This window comes from Jeotgalibacillus terrae, from assembly GCF_016908195.1.
Lineage (GTDB): Bacteria > Bacillota > Bacilli > Bacillales > Jeotgalibacillaceae > Jeotgalibacillus > Jeotgalibacillus terrae.
This window is the reverse complement of record NZ_JAFBDK010000015.1, coordinates 71,534-91,949: the sequence shown is the minus strand read 5'-3', so window position 1 is coordinate 91,949 and position 20,416 is coordinate 71,534. Positions and strand designations below refer to the sequence as shown.

Here is a 20,416-nt window from a genome sequence, read left to right as displayed (position 1 = left end):
AAGGGTGGATCTCTCTATGGCAGAGGTGGTATAAAAACGTGTCACTAGTGGATCAAAAAGATGGCAAAGGTGGGTCAATCTAATGGCTGTATTCATTCCAACACGCACATGTTCGAAAGTGGGGGGCACATGCTGCCTATCGAAATACCCGATCAGGTTTCAGAATACATAAAATCTGTGCTGAAAAATGATCAGAACAAATGAAAACCGAACATATTGACTCAGTCAATATGTTCGGTTTTTTTAGTGTACCTGTCTATAGACACCTACAACTTTACCCAATATAGATACGTTATTCAGAATGATAGGAGACATTGAAGAATTTTCAGGTTGCAGTCTGACATAATCTTTTTCTTTGAAAAAGCGCTTAACCGTTGCTTCGTCTTCATCTGTCATAGCCACAACGATATCACCGTTATTTGCAGTATTTTGCTGTTTAACAATTACTAGATCTCCGTCTAAAATTCCTGCTTCAATCATAGAATCTCCCATGATCTCCAGCATAAACACTGCGTCATCAGATGAAGCGAGTCTTTCAGGAAGTGGAAAGTATTCTTCCACATTCTCAATGGCTGTAATTGGAGAGCCGGCAGTTACCTTACCGACGAGCGGGACATTTACCACACGCTGGGTTGGGATCTTATCTTCTTCAAGAGAAATGACCTCGATGGCTCTTGGTTTAGTGGGATCTCTTCTGATTAGACCTTTGCTCTCAAGCCGGGCAAGGTGACCATGCACTGTGGAACTTGAAGCGAGTCCGACTGCCAGACCGATTTCACGTACAGACGGTGGATATCCTTTATCCTGAACTTCGCGCTTAATAAAATTCAATATATCAAGCTGACGTTTTGATAATTTCTTCATACTGCAGCACCTCATTTCATATTGAAACTTTTCTAAATTGTAGCACAGAGACTTTAAAAATACAAACATAAGTTCGAGTTTTTACAGTTGACCAAAACAAATGTTCGTATTATACTCAAATTAATAAAAGCGAACGCACATTCTATGGAGGCGATTTTAATGACTGCATTGTGGAGAAAATATTCTTTTGTTATTCTATTTGTGGTAACTGCACTTTGCTTTAGCCTGTTCCTGGTATTTACTAATACCGCTGACAGTCACTCGGAATATGCAGAGGTTACGGTAAGTGAGGGAGATACATTATGGTCATACGCAGAGAAATATGCTGAACATACAGCAATGACACCTGAAAGTTTTATCGAGTGGGTTAGCGAAAATAATGATCTTTCATCTCATCTTATTGTTACGGGTGATACGCTCAGGTTACCGGTTAAAGAAGAAGTTTTCCGTTATAGTGAAGACACGATTCATTTGGCGTCTGATAACGAGTAGGGAGTGAACGTGTTGAAAGTCATTATTTACTGCAGGGTAAGTACTGAAAAAGAATCTCAGGAGTCATCTTTATTAAGGCAGGAAGATGAATTAAGAGCGCTTGCTGATAAAATGAATTATGAAATTGTGTCAGTCATCAGTAAAAAAGAGAGCGGGTTTGAACTTGATCGGGAAGGAGTTTTCGAACTGCTTGAAAATGTCCGGGAATCAGGAGCAGGCGGGATTTTAATACAGGATGAAACCAGAATTGGCAGAGGGAATGCAAAAATCGCGCTGCTTCATACTTTACAAAAAGAAGGGATTAAAATATTTACGATTGCACACGACGGCGAGCTGCAATTGTCTGAATCAGACTCTATGATCCTTCAGATTGTCAGTATGGTGGAAGAGCATCAGAGAAAACTGCATAACCTGAAAATTAAAAGAGGAATGAAGCGGGCTATTGAACAGGGATTCAAGCCTCAGAAAAACCTTAAAAACCGGGGAAACAAAGATGGCAGGGACAAAATTGAAATACCTATAGATGAGATTATACGGCTGCGCAGAAACGGATTAACGTTTAATGAAATATCTTCTGTTCTCAGAGGGCTTGGTCATCCAGTTTCTAAAGCCACTGTTCACAGAAGGTATGTAGAATACATGGCATCCATTTCAGAAAAATCTTAATGCTTGTCAAATTTCTCTCTTTCTTTTAACATACATAGAAGCATACCTGAAAGAGAGGTTGAATAAAATGTTGTCTGAAGACAAGATCAAAAGAATTAATGAATTATCTGCTAAATCGAAGGAAGACTTACTTTCAAGTGAGGAAGCTAAAGAGCAACAGGAACTCAGACAGGAGTACCTGCAGGCATTCCGGGGCTCAATGAAGCAGACGATCGAAAATGTCACAGTCATCGATCCGGAAGGAAAAGACGTGACACCAGATAAGTTAAAAGATGCTAAAAAAAGGAACAAAATGAATTAATATAACATTAAACAGATAAATTAATCAGTAGTTTTGTTTTTTCGGGGGAGATGTTTGTACATCTCCTCTTATTTTTTGTACAATAAGACGTATCACGTGTGAATAGAAAGGATGTATTTGATGTTTAATAAGACAGATGATTTAGCAATTAACACAATCAGAACGCTATCAATTGATGCAATTGATAAAGCGAATTCAGGACACCCGGGCCTTCCAATGGGAGCTGCACCGTTCGCTTATACGTTATGGACTCAATTTATGAACCATAACCCTAAAAATCCTGACTGGTTCGACCGTGACCGATTCGTATTATCAGCAGGGCATGGCTCAATGCTGTTATATAGTCTGCTTCACTTGTCAGGGTATGATCTGAGTCTGGATGAAATTAAAAACTTCAGACAATGGGGATCAAAGACACCAGGTCATCCTGAATATAAACATACTAAAGGTGTAGAAGCAACTACCGGTCCACTTGGTCAGGGGATTGGCATGGCTGTAGGAATGGCCATGGCTGAAAAGCACTTAAGTGCAAAATATAACCGTGAAGGTCATGAAGTGATTGACCATTATACTTATACGCTTTGTGGAGACGGAGACCTGATGGAAGGCGTATCTTCAGAAGCTGCTTCACTTGCAGGACACTTACAGCTCGATAAATTAATTGTACTTTATGACTCAAATGATATTTCTTTAGATGGCGATTTGGATCGCTCATTTTCAGAGAGTGTGAAAAAGAGGTTTGAATCTTATAATTGGCAATATATTCGAGTAGATGATGGCAATGATGTAGCAGAAGTTGCTGAAGCGATTAAAGCAGCAAAAGCTGATTCAAGCCGTCCTGCAATGATTGAAATTAAAACTGTGATCGGATTTGGTTCTCCAAATAGAGCAGGTACTTCAAAAGCGCACGGTGCACCACTGGGCAACGATGAATCAATCCTGGCTAAAGAGGCTTATCAGTGGGAAGCTGAAGAGTCATTCTATGTACCTGACGAAGTTTATCAGCGCTTTGAAGAACTTGTAGGAAAAAACGGTTCTGAAAAAGAAAATGAGTGGAATGAGAAGTTCGAAAACTACAAGAAAGCTTACCCTGAACTGGCTCAGGAGTTATCAGATGCGATCGAAGGCAGGCTTGCTGACGGATGGGATCAGGATCTTCCAGTATATGAAGATGGGAAAACACTTGCCAGCCGTGCTTCTTCCGGGGAAGTATTAAATGCAATTTCGAAAACAGTCCCAACCTTATTTGGAGGTTCTGCAGACCTTGCAGGTTCAAATAATACAATGATGAAAGATGAGGCTGATTTCACGGCAGAAACTCCTGATGGACGAAATATCTGGTTTGGTGTACGTGAATTTGCAATGGGTACTGCACTTAACGGTATGGCTTTACATGGCGGTCTACGTGTCTATGGAGGTACATTCTTTGTATTCAGTGATTATGTACGCCCTGCTATCAGACTGTCAGCATTAATGGGGGTTCCAGTCACTTATGTCTTTACACACGATAGTATTGCTGTCGGAGAAGACGGACCTACGCATGAACCGGTAGAGCAGCTTCCTTCACTTAGAGCAATGCCTGGGCTTTCTGTTGTGCGTCCTGCTGATGGAAATGAAGTCTCAGCAGCATGGAAGCTTTCAATGGAAGCAACTGATCATCCGACTACGCTGGTATTGACGCGTCAGGGACTACCAACGCTTCCTGGAACAGCTGAAACAGCGTATGAAGGAGTTAAAAAAGGTGCTTATACAGTATCTCCTTCTGAAAAAGATGTAGCTGATGTTCTGCTGCTTGCCAGTGGATCAGAAGTAAGTCTTGCATACGAAGCGCAGCAGCTTCTACGTGAAAAAAATATTGACGCTGCAGTAGTATCAATGCCATCATGGGACCGTTTTGAGAAGCAGTCTGCTGAATACAAACAGTCTGTACTACCTGCTAACGTTAAAAAGCGATTTGCTGTTGAAATGGCATCCCCACTTGGTTGGGAACGCTACACTGGTATTGAAGGTGATGTCCTTGGTATTGACACTTTCGGTGCATCAGCACCGGGTGGAACAGTACTGAAAGAGTACGGATTTACACCGGAAAATGTTGTGAAACGTGTTGAAGCTTTGATTAAAGGTTAATTAAATGATAAAACTGGTGGGAATGATATCCCGCCAGTTTTTATGCATTAAAACGCTGTAATAGATATAATCAGAACGAATCAAATGTAAAACAGTGTTTTTATGTAATAAATCATTGTATAATGTTCTGTGTTCTTGTACACTTTTATATGAAAGTAACAAATAGGAGGCAATACGAAATGGAATTATGGCTTGCAATTGTATTAATTGTTGTTGCTTTGCTGGCCGGAGTCGCACTTGGATTTTTCATCGCGCGTAAATATATGATGACTTATCTCAAAAAGAACCCGCCAATTAATGAGCAAATGCTTCGCATGATGATGATGCAGATGGGGATGAAACCGTCGCAGAAGAAAATCAATCAAATGATGAGCGCTATGAATAAGCAACAGGGTAAATGATAAATTGACAGCACTTCTTTAAATAGAAGTGCTTTTATTGTGTATTTTTTTAAAAGAGTTATTTTATTACCAGATTTTCATATAATAAAAAAGACTTCTTGAAACAGAAGTCTTTTTTATTTAGCAGGCATTTCAAAAGCAGCCGATTTGTAAGCATGTACTTTTTCAAATTCGTTTAACAGGTCATCCAATTCCTGAGAATAACGTACAGCAGTAGGAGAGGACAATCCTTCTTTAGCAGCGGTATGAATTAAAACCTGCCGCTTATTCTCAATGGCTTCAAGTAGCTTCTTTTGTTGATCCCCCATTCAGAGTCTACCCTTTCATCAGGATCCTTAAAAGACCCTATACATTATTTGTCATTCTATATACTTAGGGTCTAGTATACAGAAAAATTAGGAGATTGAAAAGAAATTAATCCCTTATTCCAATCTTTTTACAAGTTTATTTGTGTCAGAATTATAACGTTTCTTCAAATGTTACATGAAGAATCTCGATATGGCAATGTGAAACAGCATCCAATTTGTTAAAATAACATTATTGAAACTGATCGGGGTGTTTGAATGACAGATTTAAATATACTTTGGGCAATTGGAGCGGGGTTTCTCAGCTTTATATCTCCCTGTGTTCTGCCGCTATATCCTGCCTTTTTATCTTATATCACAGGAATGTCTGTAGAAGATCTTTCAAAGGGTAGAGGGATGAGACAAAAAGCCAGTCTGCTTCATACTTTATTTTTCTTATTGGGTTTTTTACTGGTGTTTATGGGCCTTGCATTTACGTCAACATGGATAGCGGAAGTATTTGTCCAGTATAAGGATGCAATCCGCCAGGTAGGTTCAATATTAATTGTTGTTTTTGGGTTAATGATAATAGGCGTATTTTCACCGGAGTTTTTAATGAAGGAAAGAAAGGTTAGTTTTAAAAACCGTCCTGCAGGATATGCTGGTTCATTATTTATCGGTCTTGCTTTTGCAGCAGGTTGGACACCATGTTCTGGTCCTATTCTTGGCGTTATTTTTACTCTCTCAGCAACAAATCCAGGTTCAGCTTTTACTTATATGTTTGCTTATTTCCTTGGTTTTGCTTTGCCATTCTTTATTTTATCATTTTTCTTAGGTAAAATTTCCTGGATAAGAAATAAAAGCATGATGATCATGAAGGTTGGCGGATCATTGATGATTGGAATGGGTATTATATTATTTTTTGATGGATTAACATGGATTATTAATTTATTATTGCCTATCTTCGGTGGATTTAAAGGGTTTTAAATTATTGATAGAGCAAATTGCACTTAAACCGGTGGGGTAACTCCACCGGTTTTTTTAAAAGTTTTATGCGTTATTTCTTGAAGGACTTTTAGTTTGGTTGTATAGTTAATATTAACTATAATATAAGGGTGATACATATGACAAAAGTTCTTGTTGTCGATGATGCGAAGTTTATGAGAATGACATTAAAGAATGTATTGGAAAATTCCGCTTTTGAAGTTGTAGGAGAAGCTGAAAATGGTGAAGAAGCTGTAGAGAAGTACAAATCTTTGAATCCAGACCTTGTAACGATGGATATCACAATGCCTGTTTTAGATGGAATTTCCGCTGCTAAAAAGATCCTGAAAGAAGATCCTCGTGCCACAATCATTATGTGCTCAGCGATGGGACAACAGAAAATGGTGATTGAAGCAATTGAAGCAGGCGCAAAAGACTTTATTGTTAAGCCATTTGACAGTAATCGTGTAGTGGAATCTTTAAGCAGAGTCATTAACAAGTAGAAATTCTCCGGCTCCTTTTACAAAACAGGTAATCTCCATTATACTTAGTGGAGGTTTATATGTTTTGATTTAAGGATGGGTGTATATGCTTGTTTATCTTTCAACAATTGCTGCTATTTTTATGGGGGCTGCTGTTTTTATTATCAGGTTAAAGGCTGCTAAAAAGCCTGTAACAGCAAAAAAAATATTTTTACCGCCAATCTTTATGAGTACGGGTGCTTTAATGTTTATATTTCCGTATTTTCGTGTTACTCCTCTTGAAGCATTAGAAGCACTGGTTGTAGGTGCTGTATTTTCGGTTGTACTAATAAAAACTTCAAAGTTTGAACAAAGGGAAGATGGCATATATTTAAAAGCATCTAAAGCTTTTCCGTTCATCTTAATCGGTCTTTTAGTGATCAGAGTGATTATGAAACTTGTTTTGAGTACGAGCATTGATGTCGGTACATTAAGCGGAATGTTCTGGATTCTGGCTTTTGGCATGATCGTTCCATGGAGAAGTGCAATGCTGATTCAGTTCAAAAAAATGGAGAAAAGCGAATCATCACGATCTGCTCAGTTAGTTTAAATCATAAAAAAACATCACTTGAATTGAGTGATGTTTTTTATACTGCAAATAAATCTTCATATTGTGTAATATCAATATTTAATTCGTCCAGTTTTTTTCGTAAAAATTTATGGTCCCGCTTCGGAGTAGCAACGATATAACCCCTGATGATTAAGTCCAGTGTGATTTTACTGGCATTTTCATCAATTGCGATTTTTCCTATATGACCTGCTATTTTCTGCTTAGCCACATCACGGAAAAGGTCAGGAACAGGGGTGACGAGTTCATTTAACAACTCTTTTTCTTCAGGCCCCCAAAGGTGAATTGTTCTGTCTATATAATGTTCTTCCCAATCAAGATCAGACTTCCCATCTTCTTTAGGCATTCTCTTCAGAAACTTTCTGAACATGAAAAATCCGCCGATTGCAAACAAAGAGACAAGTACGACGACCCAAAAAAGAATAAACCATAAAAACCAGCCTTCAAGCACATCAGTCACTCCGTTCAGTTAATCTATAAACATTATAAAGGAGTTTAATGATGGCATCAAGAACCGGCTTTATTTATGGTTAATTGTATATACATTGTATTTATATGTGACAGGAAGGAATCAGTTATCATTTTACCTGACGATAGCCAAGAGAGAGTAGCTGGTGAAGGTTTTCACGGCGGACTTCATAAATATTTTCGTTGTCAGCAGTTACGCGGATATAATCTTCTGATTCAATTTCATGATGTTCAACATATTCTGTTTCAATTTTTCTCATAGCAGGTCCTCCTTTCGGTTGTATATACAATAATATCTGAAAATTCAAATTAATAAATCAGTCAAAAGTATGAATTTTTATTCATTCTGTAAATACTGGAAAAGATTTGGACTTATAACAAACGCCTGTTCTGTTATAATGGTGAGATCAATGATTGACGGGGGAATTAAAATGAAGTTTTTACATACAGCTGACTGGCATTTGGGTAAGCTTGTTCATGGTGTATATATGACAGACGATCAGGCGTATATATTGGATCAGTTTATAGAAATTGCCGATCAGGAAAAGCCTGATGCAATTATTATTGCAGGAGACCTTTATGACCGTTCTGTACCACCGGCAGATGCTGTCAACCTCCTGAACAAAACGTTATATACATTGAATGTTGAAATGAAAATACCGGTTATCGCCATATCAGGAAACCATGACAGCGCTGATAGAATTGCATTCGGTTCCGAGTGGTATAAACATTCAGACCTTCATGTGACAGGAAAATGGGGGCCCGATAAGCTCCCGGTCGAAATAAAGGGTGTAAGATTCCATTCAGTTCCTTATGCAGAACCGGGTGTAATAAGGGAGTTATTAAAAAATGACTCAATTATATCTCATCATGATGCGATGAAAGAAACGATTAAAGTCATTTGCAAGGACAGCGAATTTGGAAAGTGTCCTGAAGTTCTGATTGGCCACTCGTTTGTCAGTGGGGGTATGAGCAGTGACTCTGAGAGAGCTTTATCTGTCGGGGGTGCCGGTACTGTGGGTAAGGAATTATTTGCACCTTTTACTTATACCGCCCTGGGACATCTGCACAGTCCGCATGCGATTAATGACAAAAAAATTCATTATGCAGGTTCTCTTCTAAAGTACTCATTCTCAGAGGCAGGCCATAAGAAAATGGTCAAATGCGTTTCTATTGAAAACGGTGAAGCGACCGTCAAAGAAATCCATTTAAAGCCTGAAAGAGACCTGGTGATTTTGAAGGGTTCTCTGGAGGAAATGCTCCAGGGGGATTTCTATCATAATAAAAATGATTTTATTAAAGCTGTGCTGACTGATGAAGGGTCGCTAATTGATCCGATAAATAAGCTGAGATCTGTGTATCCTAATGTTCTTCACCTTGAAAGGGAAAGAGCAGTCCGTGATAGTAAACGTGAAAAGCAGATCAGGAAGAAACATGATCATTTATCGGATACTGAATTATTTAAGCGTTTCTTTGAGTATGTGACAGAGGCTGACTGGACAGATGAGATGGAAGCTGAATTAATCCGCACGATGGATTTATCTATTAAAGGAAGTGATCAGACGTGAGACCGCTAAAACTCGTTATGCAAGCATTCGGTCCCTATGCAGGTACAGAGACAATTGACTTCAGTGAACTTGGATCAAAAACAATGTTTGTGATTTCCGGTAAAACCGGTGCAGGTAAGACGACAATTTTTGATGCAATCGCTTTTGCTCTTTACGGGAAGACGAGTGGAGAGGAGCGCTCTGCACAGGATTTACGGAGTGATTTTGCTGAAGAAAACCTTCAGACAAGTGTAGATTTTACATTTTTATTAAAAGGTAAAACGTATCGTATACTCAGGTCCCCAATTCAACAAAAGAAGAAATCGAGGGGAGAGGGATTTACAACCATCAATGCAAAAGCTGAATTTTATGAAAGTATTGATGGAGAAGAACAGTTACTCGCCTCAAATATCAGTGAGACTGAAGATCAAGTCAATAGATTAATGCAGCTCGACTTCCATCAGTTTAAACAGATTCTAATGATTCCTCAGGGAGAATTCAGAACCTTATTAACTTCAGACAGCACGGATAAAGAAAGAATTCTTCAGAAATTGTTTCATACCGAATCATACCGTTTTTTTCAGGACTATTTAAAATCAAAGTCTAAGGAACTAAGAAACGATGCAGAAAAATTTTCACATGAAAGAGACCGACTCTATGAATCTATTAATCCGATTGACCATAAAGAACTTGAAGAAGCCTTAAATCAGGAAAACAGACATGTTCAAAAAGTTTATTCACTAGCAAAAAACTTAGTAGTAACTCAGAATGAAAAATTAAATAAACTAAAAAATACCATAACAAAACAAAGAGAAGAATATAAAAATGTATTAATAAAAATTGAAAATGCTCTTTACATTGATCGGGCATTTAAAGAGTATGATCAGGCAGTTAATGATTTAAGAGAACTGGATAATCATAAGGAAGAGATCGCAAAATATAAATCTGACATTTCCGTTGCAAAAGAGGCAGAGGTCATATGGCCATATTTCCAGGAAATCAGTTATAAAAAAGAAGAACTTGCACGAAGGATTCAATTTAAGAATAAAACTGATAATGAGCTTTCAGAGATAAATAAAAAACGTGATCAGTATGAGCAAAATCTTCAGGTTTTATTAAAACAAAAGCCTGAAATTGAATCAAAAGAAAATAAGATGTCCGAGCTGGAGAGTTTTAAAGCTAAAGCCGAATCTTATCAGCTGAAGTCAAAGGAGTTAAACAACCTGGCAAATGATGGGGTAGGGGAAAAAGAAAAACTGGATAAACTGAAAAACGAGCTGAGTGATAACGAGAATAAAATTGAAAAACTTTTGAAAGAGCAGCAGGATTGGCTTGAAGCACAGCGGACATTTTCTGAAAATAAAGTTAAGCTGCATCATGTAAAAGCAATTATTAATTTGTTTAAGAAACTGAACCAATACAAGTCGGCAGAACAGCAGTTGAAAGCAGACTTAATTCAAAAAGAGAAAAATTATTCAGAAGCTGTTGGGAATCAAAAAAAAGAGCAGTCAGCGCTTGATCAGGCGTTAAATGAACAGTCTGCAAATTTTGCAATTGAGCTTTCAAAGCAATTAACACATGATGAACCCTGCCCGGTATGCGGCTCTATACATCACCCTGCACCTGCAGTGACAGGTGGCGATACAAAAGCGGATCCGGCTGCACATCAAAAAAATCTTCAGTCTTTACATTCTGAAGTGATCAGGCTTGAAAGTGCATGTGATCACTTGAAACAAAAGATGGAAGAAATCAGAATGGATATAGATGGAGTATCTCAAGATATTCAGGCCTCAGAAGTTTTTCATGAACAGAAGAGTCTGGATGATTATCAATCGTCTGAAAACCAGCTTGAAAATCAGCAGCTATTATTATCAAAAAAACTGAACGTGGGTGAACCTTCTGCCAGAAGAGAAGCGTTTGAACAGGAAAGGTCTGTTATTAAGCAGCGCATCGAAAGTGCTGAAGTGGCAGTACAGAAAAAGAGGGATGATTATATCAGCTGCAGGAGCCAGGTCACACAATTAAAAAATGAGATACCAGAAAAGTATTTCAATGTGTCTGTGTTGCAAAAAGAGCTCGCGTTATTACAGGAGAGCATTCGTCAGTACAGCACTCAACTGAGTGAAGCAGAAAAGAAGTACTATGAAGCTGAAAATGAATTCAGTGCTTTAACAGAGCGATTAAAAAGTGCAGCAAATGAGGTCGCTGGTGCTCAGGATACATTAGAACATGCAAAGCAGCAGTTTGATACAGCTCTTGAAAATTCCGAATTCAGTCAGCCGGAAGAATTAAAAGCCGCGAGACTCGAACCTCAACAGTTAGCCAGCCTTGAAAATAAGGTGTCTCAATATGAAAAGAAAAAGTATGCACTGCAGGAATATACGGAAAAACTCTCAAACGATCTAAAGGGTGTTTCAAAGCCGGATATAAGCATTTATCATGCTGAGAAAGAAAAAATTGAAAATGATATTGCAGTTTTTGAGGAAAAAGTTTCAACCCTCTCTGGTTATGTTCATCATCATGAACAGATCCTGATGCAACTTGAACAAAATATCTCAGCTTCCTCAGAAATTGAAAAACGTTACAAACTCACTGGCTTTCTATCTGAAATGGCCAACGGGCAGAATGAATTAAAGTTAACGTTTGAACGCTTTGTTCTTGCATATTATTTAGAGGATATTCTTATTGTTGCAAATGAGCGGCTTCTTAAAATGACTTCCGGCCGGTATGAACTTCACCGGAAAGAAGACCGGTCAAAAGGTAATAAGCAGGGGGGGCTTGAACTCCTTGTTATGGATCACTATACCGGGCAGCAGAGACATGTAAAAACACTGTCAGGAGGGGAAGCATTCAAATCTTCACTTGCACTTGCGCTTGGCCTTGCTGACGTTGTTCAATCATATGCAGGGGGAGTATCTCTTGAAACAATGTTTATAGATGAGGGATTCGGTACGCTTGATCCTGAGTCACTTGATCAGGCGATAGAATCTCTTATGGATATTCAGGCAGGCGGACGACTGGTGGGTGTTATTTCTCACGTTCCGGAATTGAAAGAGCGGATTGATGCGAGACTTGAAGTCTTTTCATCAAAAGGGGGAAGCAGTACCAGATTTATTTTAGAATAAAGACTAACTGTCACAATATATACAAGTAAATTGAAAAGGTCTTATTGTAACGGCTCGGGTAGTTTTGTAGCATTAGGATCATAGTGTTATATAAAGGAGTACGGTTATGAGAAAAATGATCTTTCTGATTGCTGCAATCATGCTTATATCAGCATGTTCATCTGATTTTCAAGGTAATATGGAGAGAGAACTTAAAAGTTTTGAATATATAAACCAGGATGGAGAAGAGGTGACGAATAAAGATCTGGAAGGCAGCCCTGTGATTGCCAACTTTATCTTCACAAATTGTGATACAGTATGTCCACCAATGACGTATAATATGACCGGTCTTCAGCAATCCATTGAAGATGAAGGGATCAGTAATTACAAAATCGTGTCATTCAGTGTGGACCCTGAGCAGGATACCGAAAAAGCCTTGAAGGAGTTTATGGGTAGATATGAACTGAATAAAGAAAAGTGGGATTTCTTGACGGGTTATGAATTTGAAGAGGTCAGCGAGCTTGCTCTGGAGTCATTTCAGGGTCTGGTAGTTGATGATCCTAATTCTGATCAGATGAGTCATCCTACAAGTATCTATCTGATCAGCCCGGATGGAACGGTTGTGAAAAGCTATGATGGATATCAGGAAGTCCCTGAGGATGAAATTATTGCTGATCTCAAAGCCCTGGGTGACAGTTAATTCGGAGGAATTCGATTGAAAAAGAAATGGTATAAGAAAAAAAGATGGTATATTCTATCACTTTTACTAATTTATTTCACAATAATGGTCTATCATCAATACAAACCACTTCCGGAAGGGATATCTTACAGAAGTGACAGCATTAAATCGGAATCTGTTACTTTTTACAGAGATCTTACTTATATGGAGGGTGATCAGAGACAGTTGGATCATCAGATTTTTAACAGAGTCTATGAAATGATCGATGAGTCCCGAAAATTTATCGTGATTGATATGTTTATGATGGATGGGAGAGTCAGCGAGGATAAAGGTTATCCTGATATCAGCGGCGAGCTGATGGATAAGCTCGTGGACAAGAAAAATAAAAACCCTGATATGCCAATCATATTTATTACCGATCCTTTTAATACAGGCTACGGTTCATATGAAGGAGCCTGGCTTGAACCAATGAAGGATGCAGGTATTGAAGTGGTTATAACAAACCTTGACCCCCTGAGAGATTCAACACCGATTTACTCGTCAGCTTGGAGGATGGGCCCTAGATATTTGGGACAGGAAGGGACAGGATGGATCATGAATCCATTTGTTGATGGAGGCCCTGAGATGACGCTCAGATCATATTTGTCACTCGCAAATATAAAGGCTAATCACCGAAAGGCTGTTATCACAGATCAGAGTGCCATGATACTTTCAGCAAACGCACACAATGAATCTGGGTTTCACAATAATGTGGCTTATGAAGTGACGGGTCCTATCATCTCAGATATGTTAAAAGCTGAAGAAGCAGTAGCTGACATGTCAGGAAGTGATATTACATTTCCTGAGTATACAGCACATGGTAATCCAAGCGGAGAGCTTGATCTTGTGTATACAACTGAAGGAGAAACCAGGAAACAAGTACTTGATGCCATATCAAAAGCAAAGCCGGGAGATGAGATCTGGCTTGCTATGTTTTATCTTTCGGAACCTGACATTGTTGAAGCTTTAGAAACTGCTGCGATAGAGGGAATTACAGTATCATTTATACTCGATCCAAATGAAACTGCTTTTGGTAATAAAAAGACAGGGCTCCCTAACAGACCGGTTATCAATGAGTTGAATGAAAATACAGATCATGCAATTAATATACGCTGGTACAATGTGGATATAGAACAGTATCACCCTAAAATGATGTTTGTTAAATCAGGGAACGAAGGAATTATTATCTCCGGGTCAGCTAATTTTACCATGAGAAATATGAAAAATTATAATCTGGAAAATAACCTGACGATCTCAGGTCCTTTGAACAGCCAGGTGATGCAGGATACTGAGCAGTACTTTAATCAGCTTTGGACAAATGATGGTGCAGAGTATACAGTACCGCTTGAAGAATTCCAGGGGAGTTTATCGTTTTGGCAAAGAGGAGTTTATTGGATTCAAAAACAATTGAAGCTGACAACTTATTAATCAGAGGAGGATCAATTTGAATCGCAGACAGTGGATATTACTCAGTACAATGTCAACCATGCTGATGATGAGTGCAGTTTTAATTGGTCTAATTATTCTTTCTGATCACAATGACAAATTGCCTGATATGCCTGCTCAAGAACAGGAAAACACACCAGGGACTGAAAATATTTCAGAAACTGAAATTGATGAGGAAGATGATTCAACCGGTACAGTTGCAGAAGAGTTTTCTGAATCAAACACTGATGAAGGTATAGCTGATCAAGACATAGGCCAATATAAAGAGAACAAGCAGCCTTTACCGGATATGAAAAAAGAATCTAAGGATCAGCAGCCTCGAGAAAATGAATCATTATCAAAAGATGAAGGTCAATTTGAAACCGGAATAACCGGTCCAGACATGCCAATCGAGCCGGTTGTCGAAGATTCTTTTGAAAACTAGATATTTTTTCCTAAAACACCTTTTTCCAAAAAAGGTGTTTTTTAAAAACCAATATTACTTGTAACCCATCAGAATAGTATGTTACGATCAAAAACGTGTTTTCAATAGCTTGGTAAGGGTATATATGTATAGTCCCTAGTTACCAGGCAACTATTTCCCTATTTTTTGTAAATACATGTACAGGGGCAATTAAATAAAAGGAAGGAGAGTAAAATGAAAAAAATATCGAGTGTTTTTTGGATTACATTAGCAATTGTACTGGCAGCAGTCATTTACGCAATCGCAGCACCTTCAAGTTTTGAAGAGGCTACTGCTAATTTACAGGCATTTATTTCATCAACCTTTGGTTGGTACTACTTAATTATCGTTACTGGTATGGTTATATTTTGTATTATTTTAGCTGTGACACCAATTGGTCAAATCAGACTTGGGAAACCTGATGAACGCCCTGAATATTCAACTGGTACATGGTTTGCAATGCTGTTTAGTGCTGGAATGGGGATTGGACTTGTTTTCTGGGGGGCAGCTGAACCGATGCTGCACTTCGCAAGTAACCCTCCACTAGCAGAAGCAGGCAGTGATCAGGCATTGAAAGATTCAATGCAATACACATTCTTTCACTGGGGGCTGCATGCATGGGCTATTTATGCTGTAGTAGCTCTTGCGCTTGCATACTTTAAATTCCGTAAAGGTGAACCGGGATTAGTTTCAGCAACTCTGGTACCGCTATTTGGTGAAAAAATGCGCGGTGGTTGGGGTACTGTCGTTGATGTTCTCGCTGTATTTGCTACCGTAGTTGGTGTGGCGACAACATTAGGATTCGGTGCCATTCAAATCAATGGCGGCTTGTCTTATTTAACAGGGATAGAAATCAGTTTTCCTGTTCAAGTAGGAATCATTGCAGTTGTTACAGTGTTATTTATGATTTCAGCATGGAGTGGCATCAGTAAAGGAATCAGATATTTATCTAACACAAATATGGTTCTGGCCCTGGCACTATTAATTATTATGCTAATTCTTGGACCTACAATGCTAATCTTGAATTTATTCACAAATTCTCTTGGAGCATACGCCCAGAATTTCCTTGAAATGAGCTTTAGAATTGCACCGCTTGATCAGGGGAACCGTGACTGGATCAATGCATGGACAATTTTCTATTGGGCATGGTGGATTTCATGGTCACCTTTCGTAGGTATCTTTATCGCACGGGTATCCCGTGGCCGTACGATCAGAGAATTTATGGCAGGCGTTCTTGTATTGCCATCACTCGTAAGTTTCTTCTGGTTTGCAGTGTTTGGTTCAAGTTCAATTAATGTTCAGCAACAGGGGAATGTTGACCTTACCGGACTGCTGACAGAAGAAGTATTATTTGCAGTATTTAACGAATATCAGTTTGGAGTTATTTTATCAGTTATTGCTATTTTATTAATTAGCACTTTCTTTATAACTTCAGCTGACTCAGCTACTTTTGTATTAGGAATGCAGACCACATATGGTTCTTTGACTCCTCCTAATACTGTTAAGCTTACATGGGGTCTTGCCCAGTCTGCTGTAGCAGTTATTCTGTTATCAGCTGATGGCCTGCAGGCACTTCAAAACGCATTAATTGTAGCAGCCTTCCCATTCTCCTTTATTATGATTCTAATGATGATTTCAACCTATAAAGCGTTGAATCAGGAGAGAAAAGAACTTGGGTTAATGATTAAACCGAAGAGACAGAAAAAAGAAGAAAAACAAGTGAATGAATAAACGAAAATCCCCTTTGCGATATAACGCAAAGGGGATTTTTCATTATCAACGCAGCTGTTGATAGGAGCAGAAGCTAAAGACCGAACTTGAAAAAAGCATGACTAGTGAAATTCTGCAGAACATAGCGCAATGAGGGGGGGTGAGGTGTATGAGAACGACTCAATGCTAATTGCGGAAAATGGAGCGGAAATCATCAGTAGAGTTTAAAAGAGCCATCAGATTACATTTATCTTAGCCATGATCAGACAAAGTATCAGGAACTATGATTGATAATAGTTGAATTTGTCGTTATAGTTAAGTTAAGTTCACTTAACTATACAGGAGAATACTATGACGACTACTCACAATGATATAAAAAAGTTACATGCTACAATTGACGAGATGAGTGACTTACTGTCTAAGGAACTCGACACTTTAGAACAATTTAATCTTACAGATCAACAGGAAAACTATTTGATGTTTTGTGTTTCAAACGCCCCTTTAACGGCCAAAGACCTGGTACAGGAATTTCAGGTTTCAAAAAGCGCAATCAGTCAGGTGGTAGCAAAGTTAGAAAAAGAGAGATTTCTTGAAAGGGAAAAAAACCCTTGCAATTTAAGAGAAACGCTAATTTACCTTGGGCCAAAAGGCAGAATGTTTTCAAGAAGACTGGAGGAGTTTAATAGTAAAATCCAGAATGAATATTACGTTCATCTAACTAGCGATGAGATCAAACAGATGATTTCTTCAATTGAAAAACTGAACAAAGTAATAAAAGAAAATAATTCCGGTTCCTGAGTAAGTACAGCCACTTGTAATTTCTGTTCAGCAGAAGTGCGATCCGTTACAATAGAGAAGTGACAGAAAATGAAAGAGGTTAACAGATTGACTAAAAAAAAGAAAAGAAAAGTATTGAAATGGAAAAGAGTAGCTGCATTATTCTTTGCGGTGTTTTCAATTATTATCTTTTCCGCTGCTTTTGTATTGATGAGTGATGACAGTTATATGGGGAAGACGCTGGATCTTTTAGAAGAAAACGGAATGCCGATGGAGCTTGAAATACCAGATGAAAATATTAGTATTTATAAAAAAGCCGGTGAGAAGTATAACATGGATTGGAGGCTTTTAGCTGCACACCACCGTGTGGAAACCCGTTTTTCTACAATGGATACACTTGTATCACCAGTTGGTGCTGAAGGTCATATGCAATTTATGCCATGTACGTTTATCGGCTGGGCGCACCCGAGTTGTGAAGGGCTTGGAGAAGGAAATATTCCTGAGGAAGAATTAACGGATCCTGAAGCTATCGAAATGTATGGCGGTTACGGGGTGGATGCAAACGATGACGGTGTGGCAGACCCTTACGACCTTGAAGATGCTGTTTTTAGTGCTGCTAATTACCTTTCACAAAATGGAGCTTCAGATGGAGAGCTTGAAAAAGCAATATTTCTATATAACCGGAGTGACGAATACGTAGAAGATGTACTCGGTTTTTATGAGAATTATAAAACCAAACACCCTTAAGCAGGAGGCGTTATGAAAAGAGTTGTTTTTTTAGTCATGATTCTGCTGTTATCCGGGTGTCAGGAAAGCAGGCTCACAGGAGAAATAACTTATGTTGTTGATGGGGACACGCTTGACATTCAGTTTGAAGATGGCACTGAAGAGAGAATCAGGCTTCTGCTGATTGACACACCTGAGACCAAACATCCGACCATCGGAGTTGAACCTTTCGGACCTGAAGCTTCTGAATTCACTTCACAATTTGAAGGTGAAAAGGTGGAGCTTGAACTCGATGTATCCGAAAGGGATCGATATGGCAGATTATTAGCTTATGTATGGCTTAATGATCAAATGCTAAATGAAATGATATTGAATGAAGGTCTGGCGAGAGTGTCTGTTTATCCGCCTAATACAAAATACGTTGATCAATTCAGGGAAATCGAGCGCAAAGCGAAGACTGATGAAAAAGGTATATGGTCAGTTGAAAATTATCAAATCGCAGACAAAGATCCGTCTGAAAAACCTGATGAAAGCTGTAATATTAAAGGAAATATTAATTCGCGCGGAGATAAAATTTACCATACCGAATCTTCTGCATACTATGAGCAGACAATACCTGAAGAATGGTTTTGTACTGAAGAAGAAGCAATAGAGGCAGGATTCAGAGCGCCAAGATAGGAGTGAAACCTTCTTATGAAATCTGAAGAGTATACCCGTTTAGATGCAAGTCAACTTGCAGGTTTAATTAAATCAGGTGAAATATCCTCAACAGAAGCAGTAGAAGCAGCTGTAAAGGTGGTTGAAAAAACTAACCCGGACCTGAATGCTGTTACAAACCTGAGAATTGAAAAAGCTTTTGAAGAAGCAAAAAATCCGGATTTTGACTCTCCATTCAGCGGAGTACCAATCTTACTTAAGGATATGTCACAGCAAGTGAAAGGTTCTCCTGCAACCGCCGGATCAAAATTGCTAAAAGGTGTTATTGCACAACGGGACAGCTTTTTTACTGAGTCAGTAAAAAAATCCGGTTTTATCATCCTTGGACATACAAATGCTCCGGAATTCGGATTGAAGAATATTACTGAACCGGAACTGCATGGACCGTCCAGAAACCCTCATCATAAAGATTTTTCTCCGGGTGGCTCAAGTGGAGGAGCAGCTGCAGCAGTTGGATCCGGCATGGTTCCATTAGGCGGAGCAAGTGACGGTGGAGGTTCAATCAGAATACCCGCCTCATTCACAGGATTAATTGGTTTAAAACCTACGAGAGGCAGAATGCCGGTCGGGCCGGGAACAGGCAGGCAATGGCAGGGAGCTGCCATAGACTTTTTTCTGACAAAGTCTATTAGAGATACTGCTGAATTACTTGAAAGTATGCAGGTCTATCAAAGGGAAGCCGCTTTCCATACACCAACATATGAAGAAGGATACATAAAATCACTTAACTCTAAGCATTCATTTACTATTGCATATTCCACAATTTCACCTGTGGGTACGCCGGTAAGTCCCGAAGCTGAGCAGGCGGTCATGAAGACTGTTACAGTACTTGAAGGAATGGGGTTTTCATGTGAAGAAGCAAATCCCGATATTGATGGCATTGAGCTTATGAAACAGTATTATCTGATGAACTCAGGTGAAATGGCATCTATGATCAACCAGCTTGAAACATCATTGAATAAGAAGTTGACAGTCCGCGATATGGAAATTGAATCCTGGGCGCTGTATCAGGCCGGTTTAAAGTGTTCAGCAGGTGAATTCAGCAAAAGTCTCAGTGCGTGGGATCAGGCTTCTGCAATCATGCATCATTTTCATAAGAAATATGATTTGTACATTACACCTGCAACCGCACACACAGCCCCTGAAATAGGCGCGCTTGCTCACGATGGGGATATGGTGAAGCTGCTTGAAAGGATAGGAAGTTTTTCTGCTGAAAAACAGCAGGAGCTGATCTATCAGATGTTTGAGCCGAGCTTAACGTTGACGCCTTTTACACAACTGGCTAATTTAACAGGGCAACCGGCGATCAGCCTGCCACTGTACAATGCAGGTATGCCAATGGGTGTACAGATCATGGCGCCTAAAGGCTGTGAACACTGGCTGCTTAATATCAGTCATTTATTAATGGAAGCGAACAAATAACATTATGCTGATAAAGCACTTAACTTATATTTAAACAATTTAATAAAAATATCATCCGCATGAATTCGGGTTTTTTTAACAGAACAAATCGTAAAATTATTTATTGATAAGTTTTGGTTATCAATCAACAT

At 38.9% G+C, this 20,416-nt stretch carries 22 protein-coding genes; 18 read left to right on the top strand and 4 right to left on the bottom strand.

The features are described from left to right. Positions 1–243 precede the first annotated feature (243 nt). Positions 244–864, bottom strand: a complete 621-nt coding sequence (lexA, locus tag JOD21_RS14475) for a transcriptional repressor LexA (RefSeq protein ID WP_041122487.1) — start codon at positions 862–864, stop codon at positions 244–246. 159 nt (positions 865–1,023) lie between these two features. Here lexA and yneA point away from each other — a divergent pair, with 159 nt between their 5' ends. From yneA to JOD21_RS14450, 5 genes are all read left to right on the top strand, one after another. Beyond that, positions 1,024–1,356 carry a cell division suppressor protein YneA gene (gene yneA, locus JOD21_RS14470; protein WP_204730300.1) on the top strand — a complete coding sequence of 111 codons (333 nt, stop codon included), beginning with the start codon at positions 1,024–1,026 and terminating at the stop codon, positions 1,354–1,356. A gap of 12 nt (positions 1,357–1,368) precedes the next feature. Next, positions 1,369–2,022, top strand: coding sequence for a YneB family resolvase-like protein (locus JOD21_RS14465; RefSeq protein ID WP_204730299.1), 654 nt, complete (start codon positions 1,369–1,371; stop codon positions 2,020–2,022). A 67-nt stretch (positions 2,023–2,089) separates the two neighbouring features. Beyond that, complete coding sequence (locus JOD21_RS14460; protein WP_204730298.1) at positions 2,090–2,323, top strand: DUF896 domain-containing protein; 234 nt, start codon at positions 2,090–2,092, stop codon at positions 2,321–2,323. A gap of 120 nt (positions 2,324–2,443) precedes the next feature. Further along, a complete protein-coding gene (tkt, locus tag JOD21_RS14455) occupies positions 2,444–4,450 on the top strand; it encodes a transketolase (RefSeq protein WP_204730297.1) in 2,007 nt (668 codons plus the stop codon). 179 nt (positions 4,451–4,629) lie between these two features. Next, positions 4,630–4,851 carry a YneF family protein gene (locus JOD21_RS14450; RefSeq protein WP_039809078.1) on the top strand — a complete coding sequence of 74 codons (222 nt, stop codon included), beginning with the start codon at positions 4,630–4,632 and terminating at the stop codon, positions 4,849–4,851. Positions 4,852–4,967: 116 nt separating this feature from the next. Here JOD21_RS14450 and JOD21_RS14445 read toward each other — a convergent pair whose 3' ends face one another. Next, complete coding sequence (locus tag JOD21_RS14445) at positions 4,968–5,159, bottom strand: aspartyl-phosphate phosphatase Spo0E family protein (RefSeq protein ID WP_204730296.1); 192 nt, start codon at positions 5,157–5,159, stop codon at positions 4,968–4,970. Positions 5,160–5,414: 255 nt separating this feature from the next. Here JOD21_RS14445 and JOD21_RS14440 point away from each other — a divergent pair, with 255 nt between their 5' ends. From JOD21_RS14440 to JOD21_RS14430, 3 genes are all read left to right on the top strand, one after another. Continuing rightward, complete coding sequence (locus JOD21_RS14440) at positions 5,415–6,122, top strand: cytochrome c biogenesis protein CcdA (protein ID WP_204730295.1); 708 nt, start codon at positions 5,415–5,417, stop codon at positions 6,120–6,122. 137 nt (positions 6,123–6,259) lie between these two features. Next, positions 6,260–6,622 carry a response regulator gene (locus tag JOD21_RS14435; protein WP_204730294.1) on the top strand — a complete coding sequence of 121 codons (363 nt, stop codon included), beginning with the start codon at positions 6,260–6,262 and terminating at the stop codon, positions 6,620–6,622. 85 nt (positions 6,623–6,707) lie between these two features. Then, a complete protein-coding gene (locus tag JOD21_RS14430) occupies positions 6,708–7,190 on the top strand; it encodes a CcdC family protein (RefSeq protein ID WP_204730293.1) in 483 nt (160 codons plus the stop codon). A 37-nt stretch (positions 7,191–7,227) separates the two neighbouring features. Here JOD21_RS14430 and JOD21_RS14425 read toward each other — a convergent pair whose 3' ends face one another. Then, a complete protein-coding gene (locus JOD21_RS14425) occupies positions 7,228–7,659 on the bottom strand; it encodes a DUF2621 family protein (RefSeq protein ID WP_204730292.1) in 432 nt (143 codons plus the stop codon). 127 nt (positions 7,660–7,786) lie between these two features. Then, on the bottom strand, positions 7,787–7,936 hold the full coding sequence (locus JOD21_RS14420; RefSeq protein WP_204730291.1) for a hypothetical protein: 150 nt from the start codon (positions 7,934–7,936) through the stop codon (positions 7,787–7,789). Between the two features lie 171 nt (positions 7,937–8,107). On the opposite strand from JOD21_RS14420, the gene JOD21_RS14415 reads away from it, so the two are divergent. From JOD21_RS14415 to JOD21_RS14370, 10 genes are all read left to right on the top strand, one after another. After that, a complete protein-coding gene (locus JOD21_RS14415) occupies positions 8,108–9,244 on the top strand; it encodes an exonuclease SbcCD subunit D (RefSeq protein ID WP_204730290.1) in 1,137 nt (378 codons plus the stop codon). After that, positions 9,241–12,348 carry an AAA family ATPase gene (locus tag JOD21_RS14410; protein WP_204730289.1) on the top strand — a complete coding sequence of 1,036 codons (3,108 nt, stop codon included), beginning with the start codon at positions 9,241–9,243 and terminating at the stop codon, positions 12,346–12,348. The genes JOD21_RS14415 and JOD21_RS14410 overlap by 4 nt, the downstream gene beginning before the upstream one ends. 106 nt (positions 12,349–12,454) lie before the next feature. Then, the gene (locus JOD21_RS14405; RefSeq protein ID WP_204730288.1) at positions 12,455–13,027 is read left to right on the top strand and encodes an SCO family protein; all 573 of its coding nucleotides are present in this window, start codon (positions 12,455–12,457) and stop codon (positions 13,025–13,027) included. 15 nt (positions 13,028–13,042) lie between these two features. Continuing rightward, on the top strand, positions 13,043–14,473 hold the full coding sequence (locus tag JOD21_RS14400; RefSeq protein WP_204730287.1) for a phospholipase D family protein: 1,431 nt from the start codon (positions 13,043–13,045) through the stop codon (positions 14,471–14,473). 16 nt (positions 14,474–14,489) lie between these two features. Further along, positions 14,490–14,915, top strand: coding sequence for a hypothetical protein (locus JOD21_RS14395; protein ID WP_204730286.1), 426 nt, complete (start codon positions 14,490–14,492; stop codon positions 14,913–14,915). A gap of 213 nt (positions 14,916–15,128) precedes the next feature. Beyond that, entirely contained in the window at positions 15,129–16,664 is a 1,536-nt protein-coding gene (locus tag JOD21_RS14390) for a glycine betaine uptake BCCT transporter (protein WP_204730285.1), read from the top strand. Between the two features lie 330 nt (positions 16,665–16,994). Continuing rightward, positions 16,995–17,441, top strand: coding sequence for a MarR family winged helix-turn-helix transcriptional regulator (locus JOD21_RS14385; protein WP_204730284.1), 447 nt, complete (start codon positions 16,995–16,997; stop codon positions 17,439–17,441). Between the two features lie 87 nt (positions 17,442–17,528). Then, the gene (locus JOD21_RS14380) at positions 17,529–18,167 is read left to right on the top strand and encodes a lytic transglycosylase domain-containing protein (protein ID WP_239581615.1); all 639 of its coding nucleotides are present in this window, start codon (positions 17,529–17,531) and stop codon (positions 18,165–18,167) included. 12 nt (positions 18,168–18,179) lie between these two features. Further along, complete coding sequence (locus JOD21_RS14375) at positions 18,180–18,824, top strand: thermonuclease family protein (protein ID WP_204730283.1); 645 nt, start codon at positions 18,180–18,182, stop codon at positions 18,822–18,824. 15 nt (positions 18,825–18,839) lie between these two features. Continuing rightward, complete coding sequence (locus JOD21_RS14370) at positions 18,840–20,285, top strand: amidase (RefSeq protein WP_204730282.1); 1,446 nt, start codon at positions 18,840–18,842, stop codon at positions 20,283–20,285. The last annotated feature ends 131 nt before the right edge of the window (positions 20,286–20,416 follow it).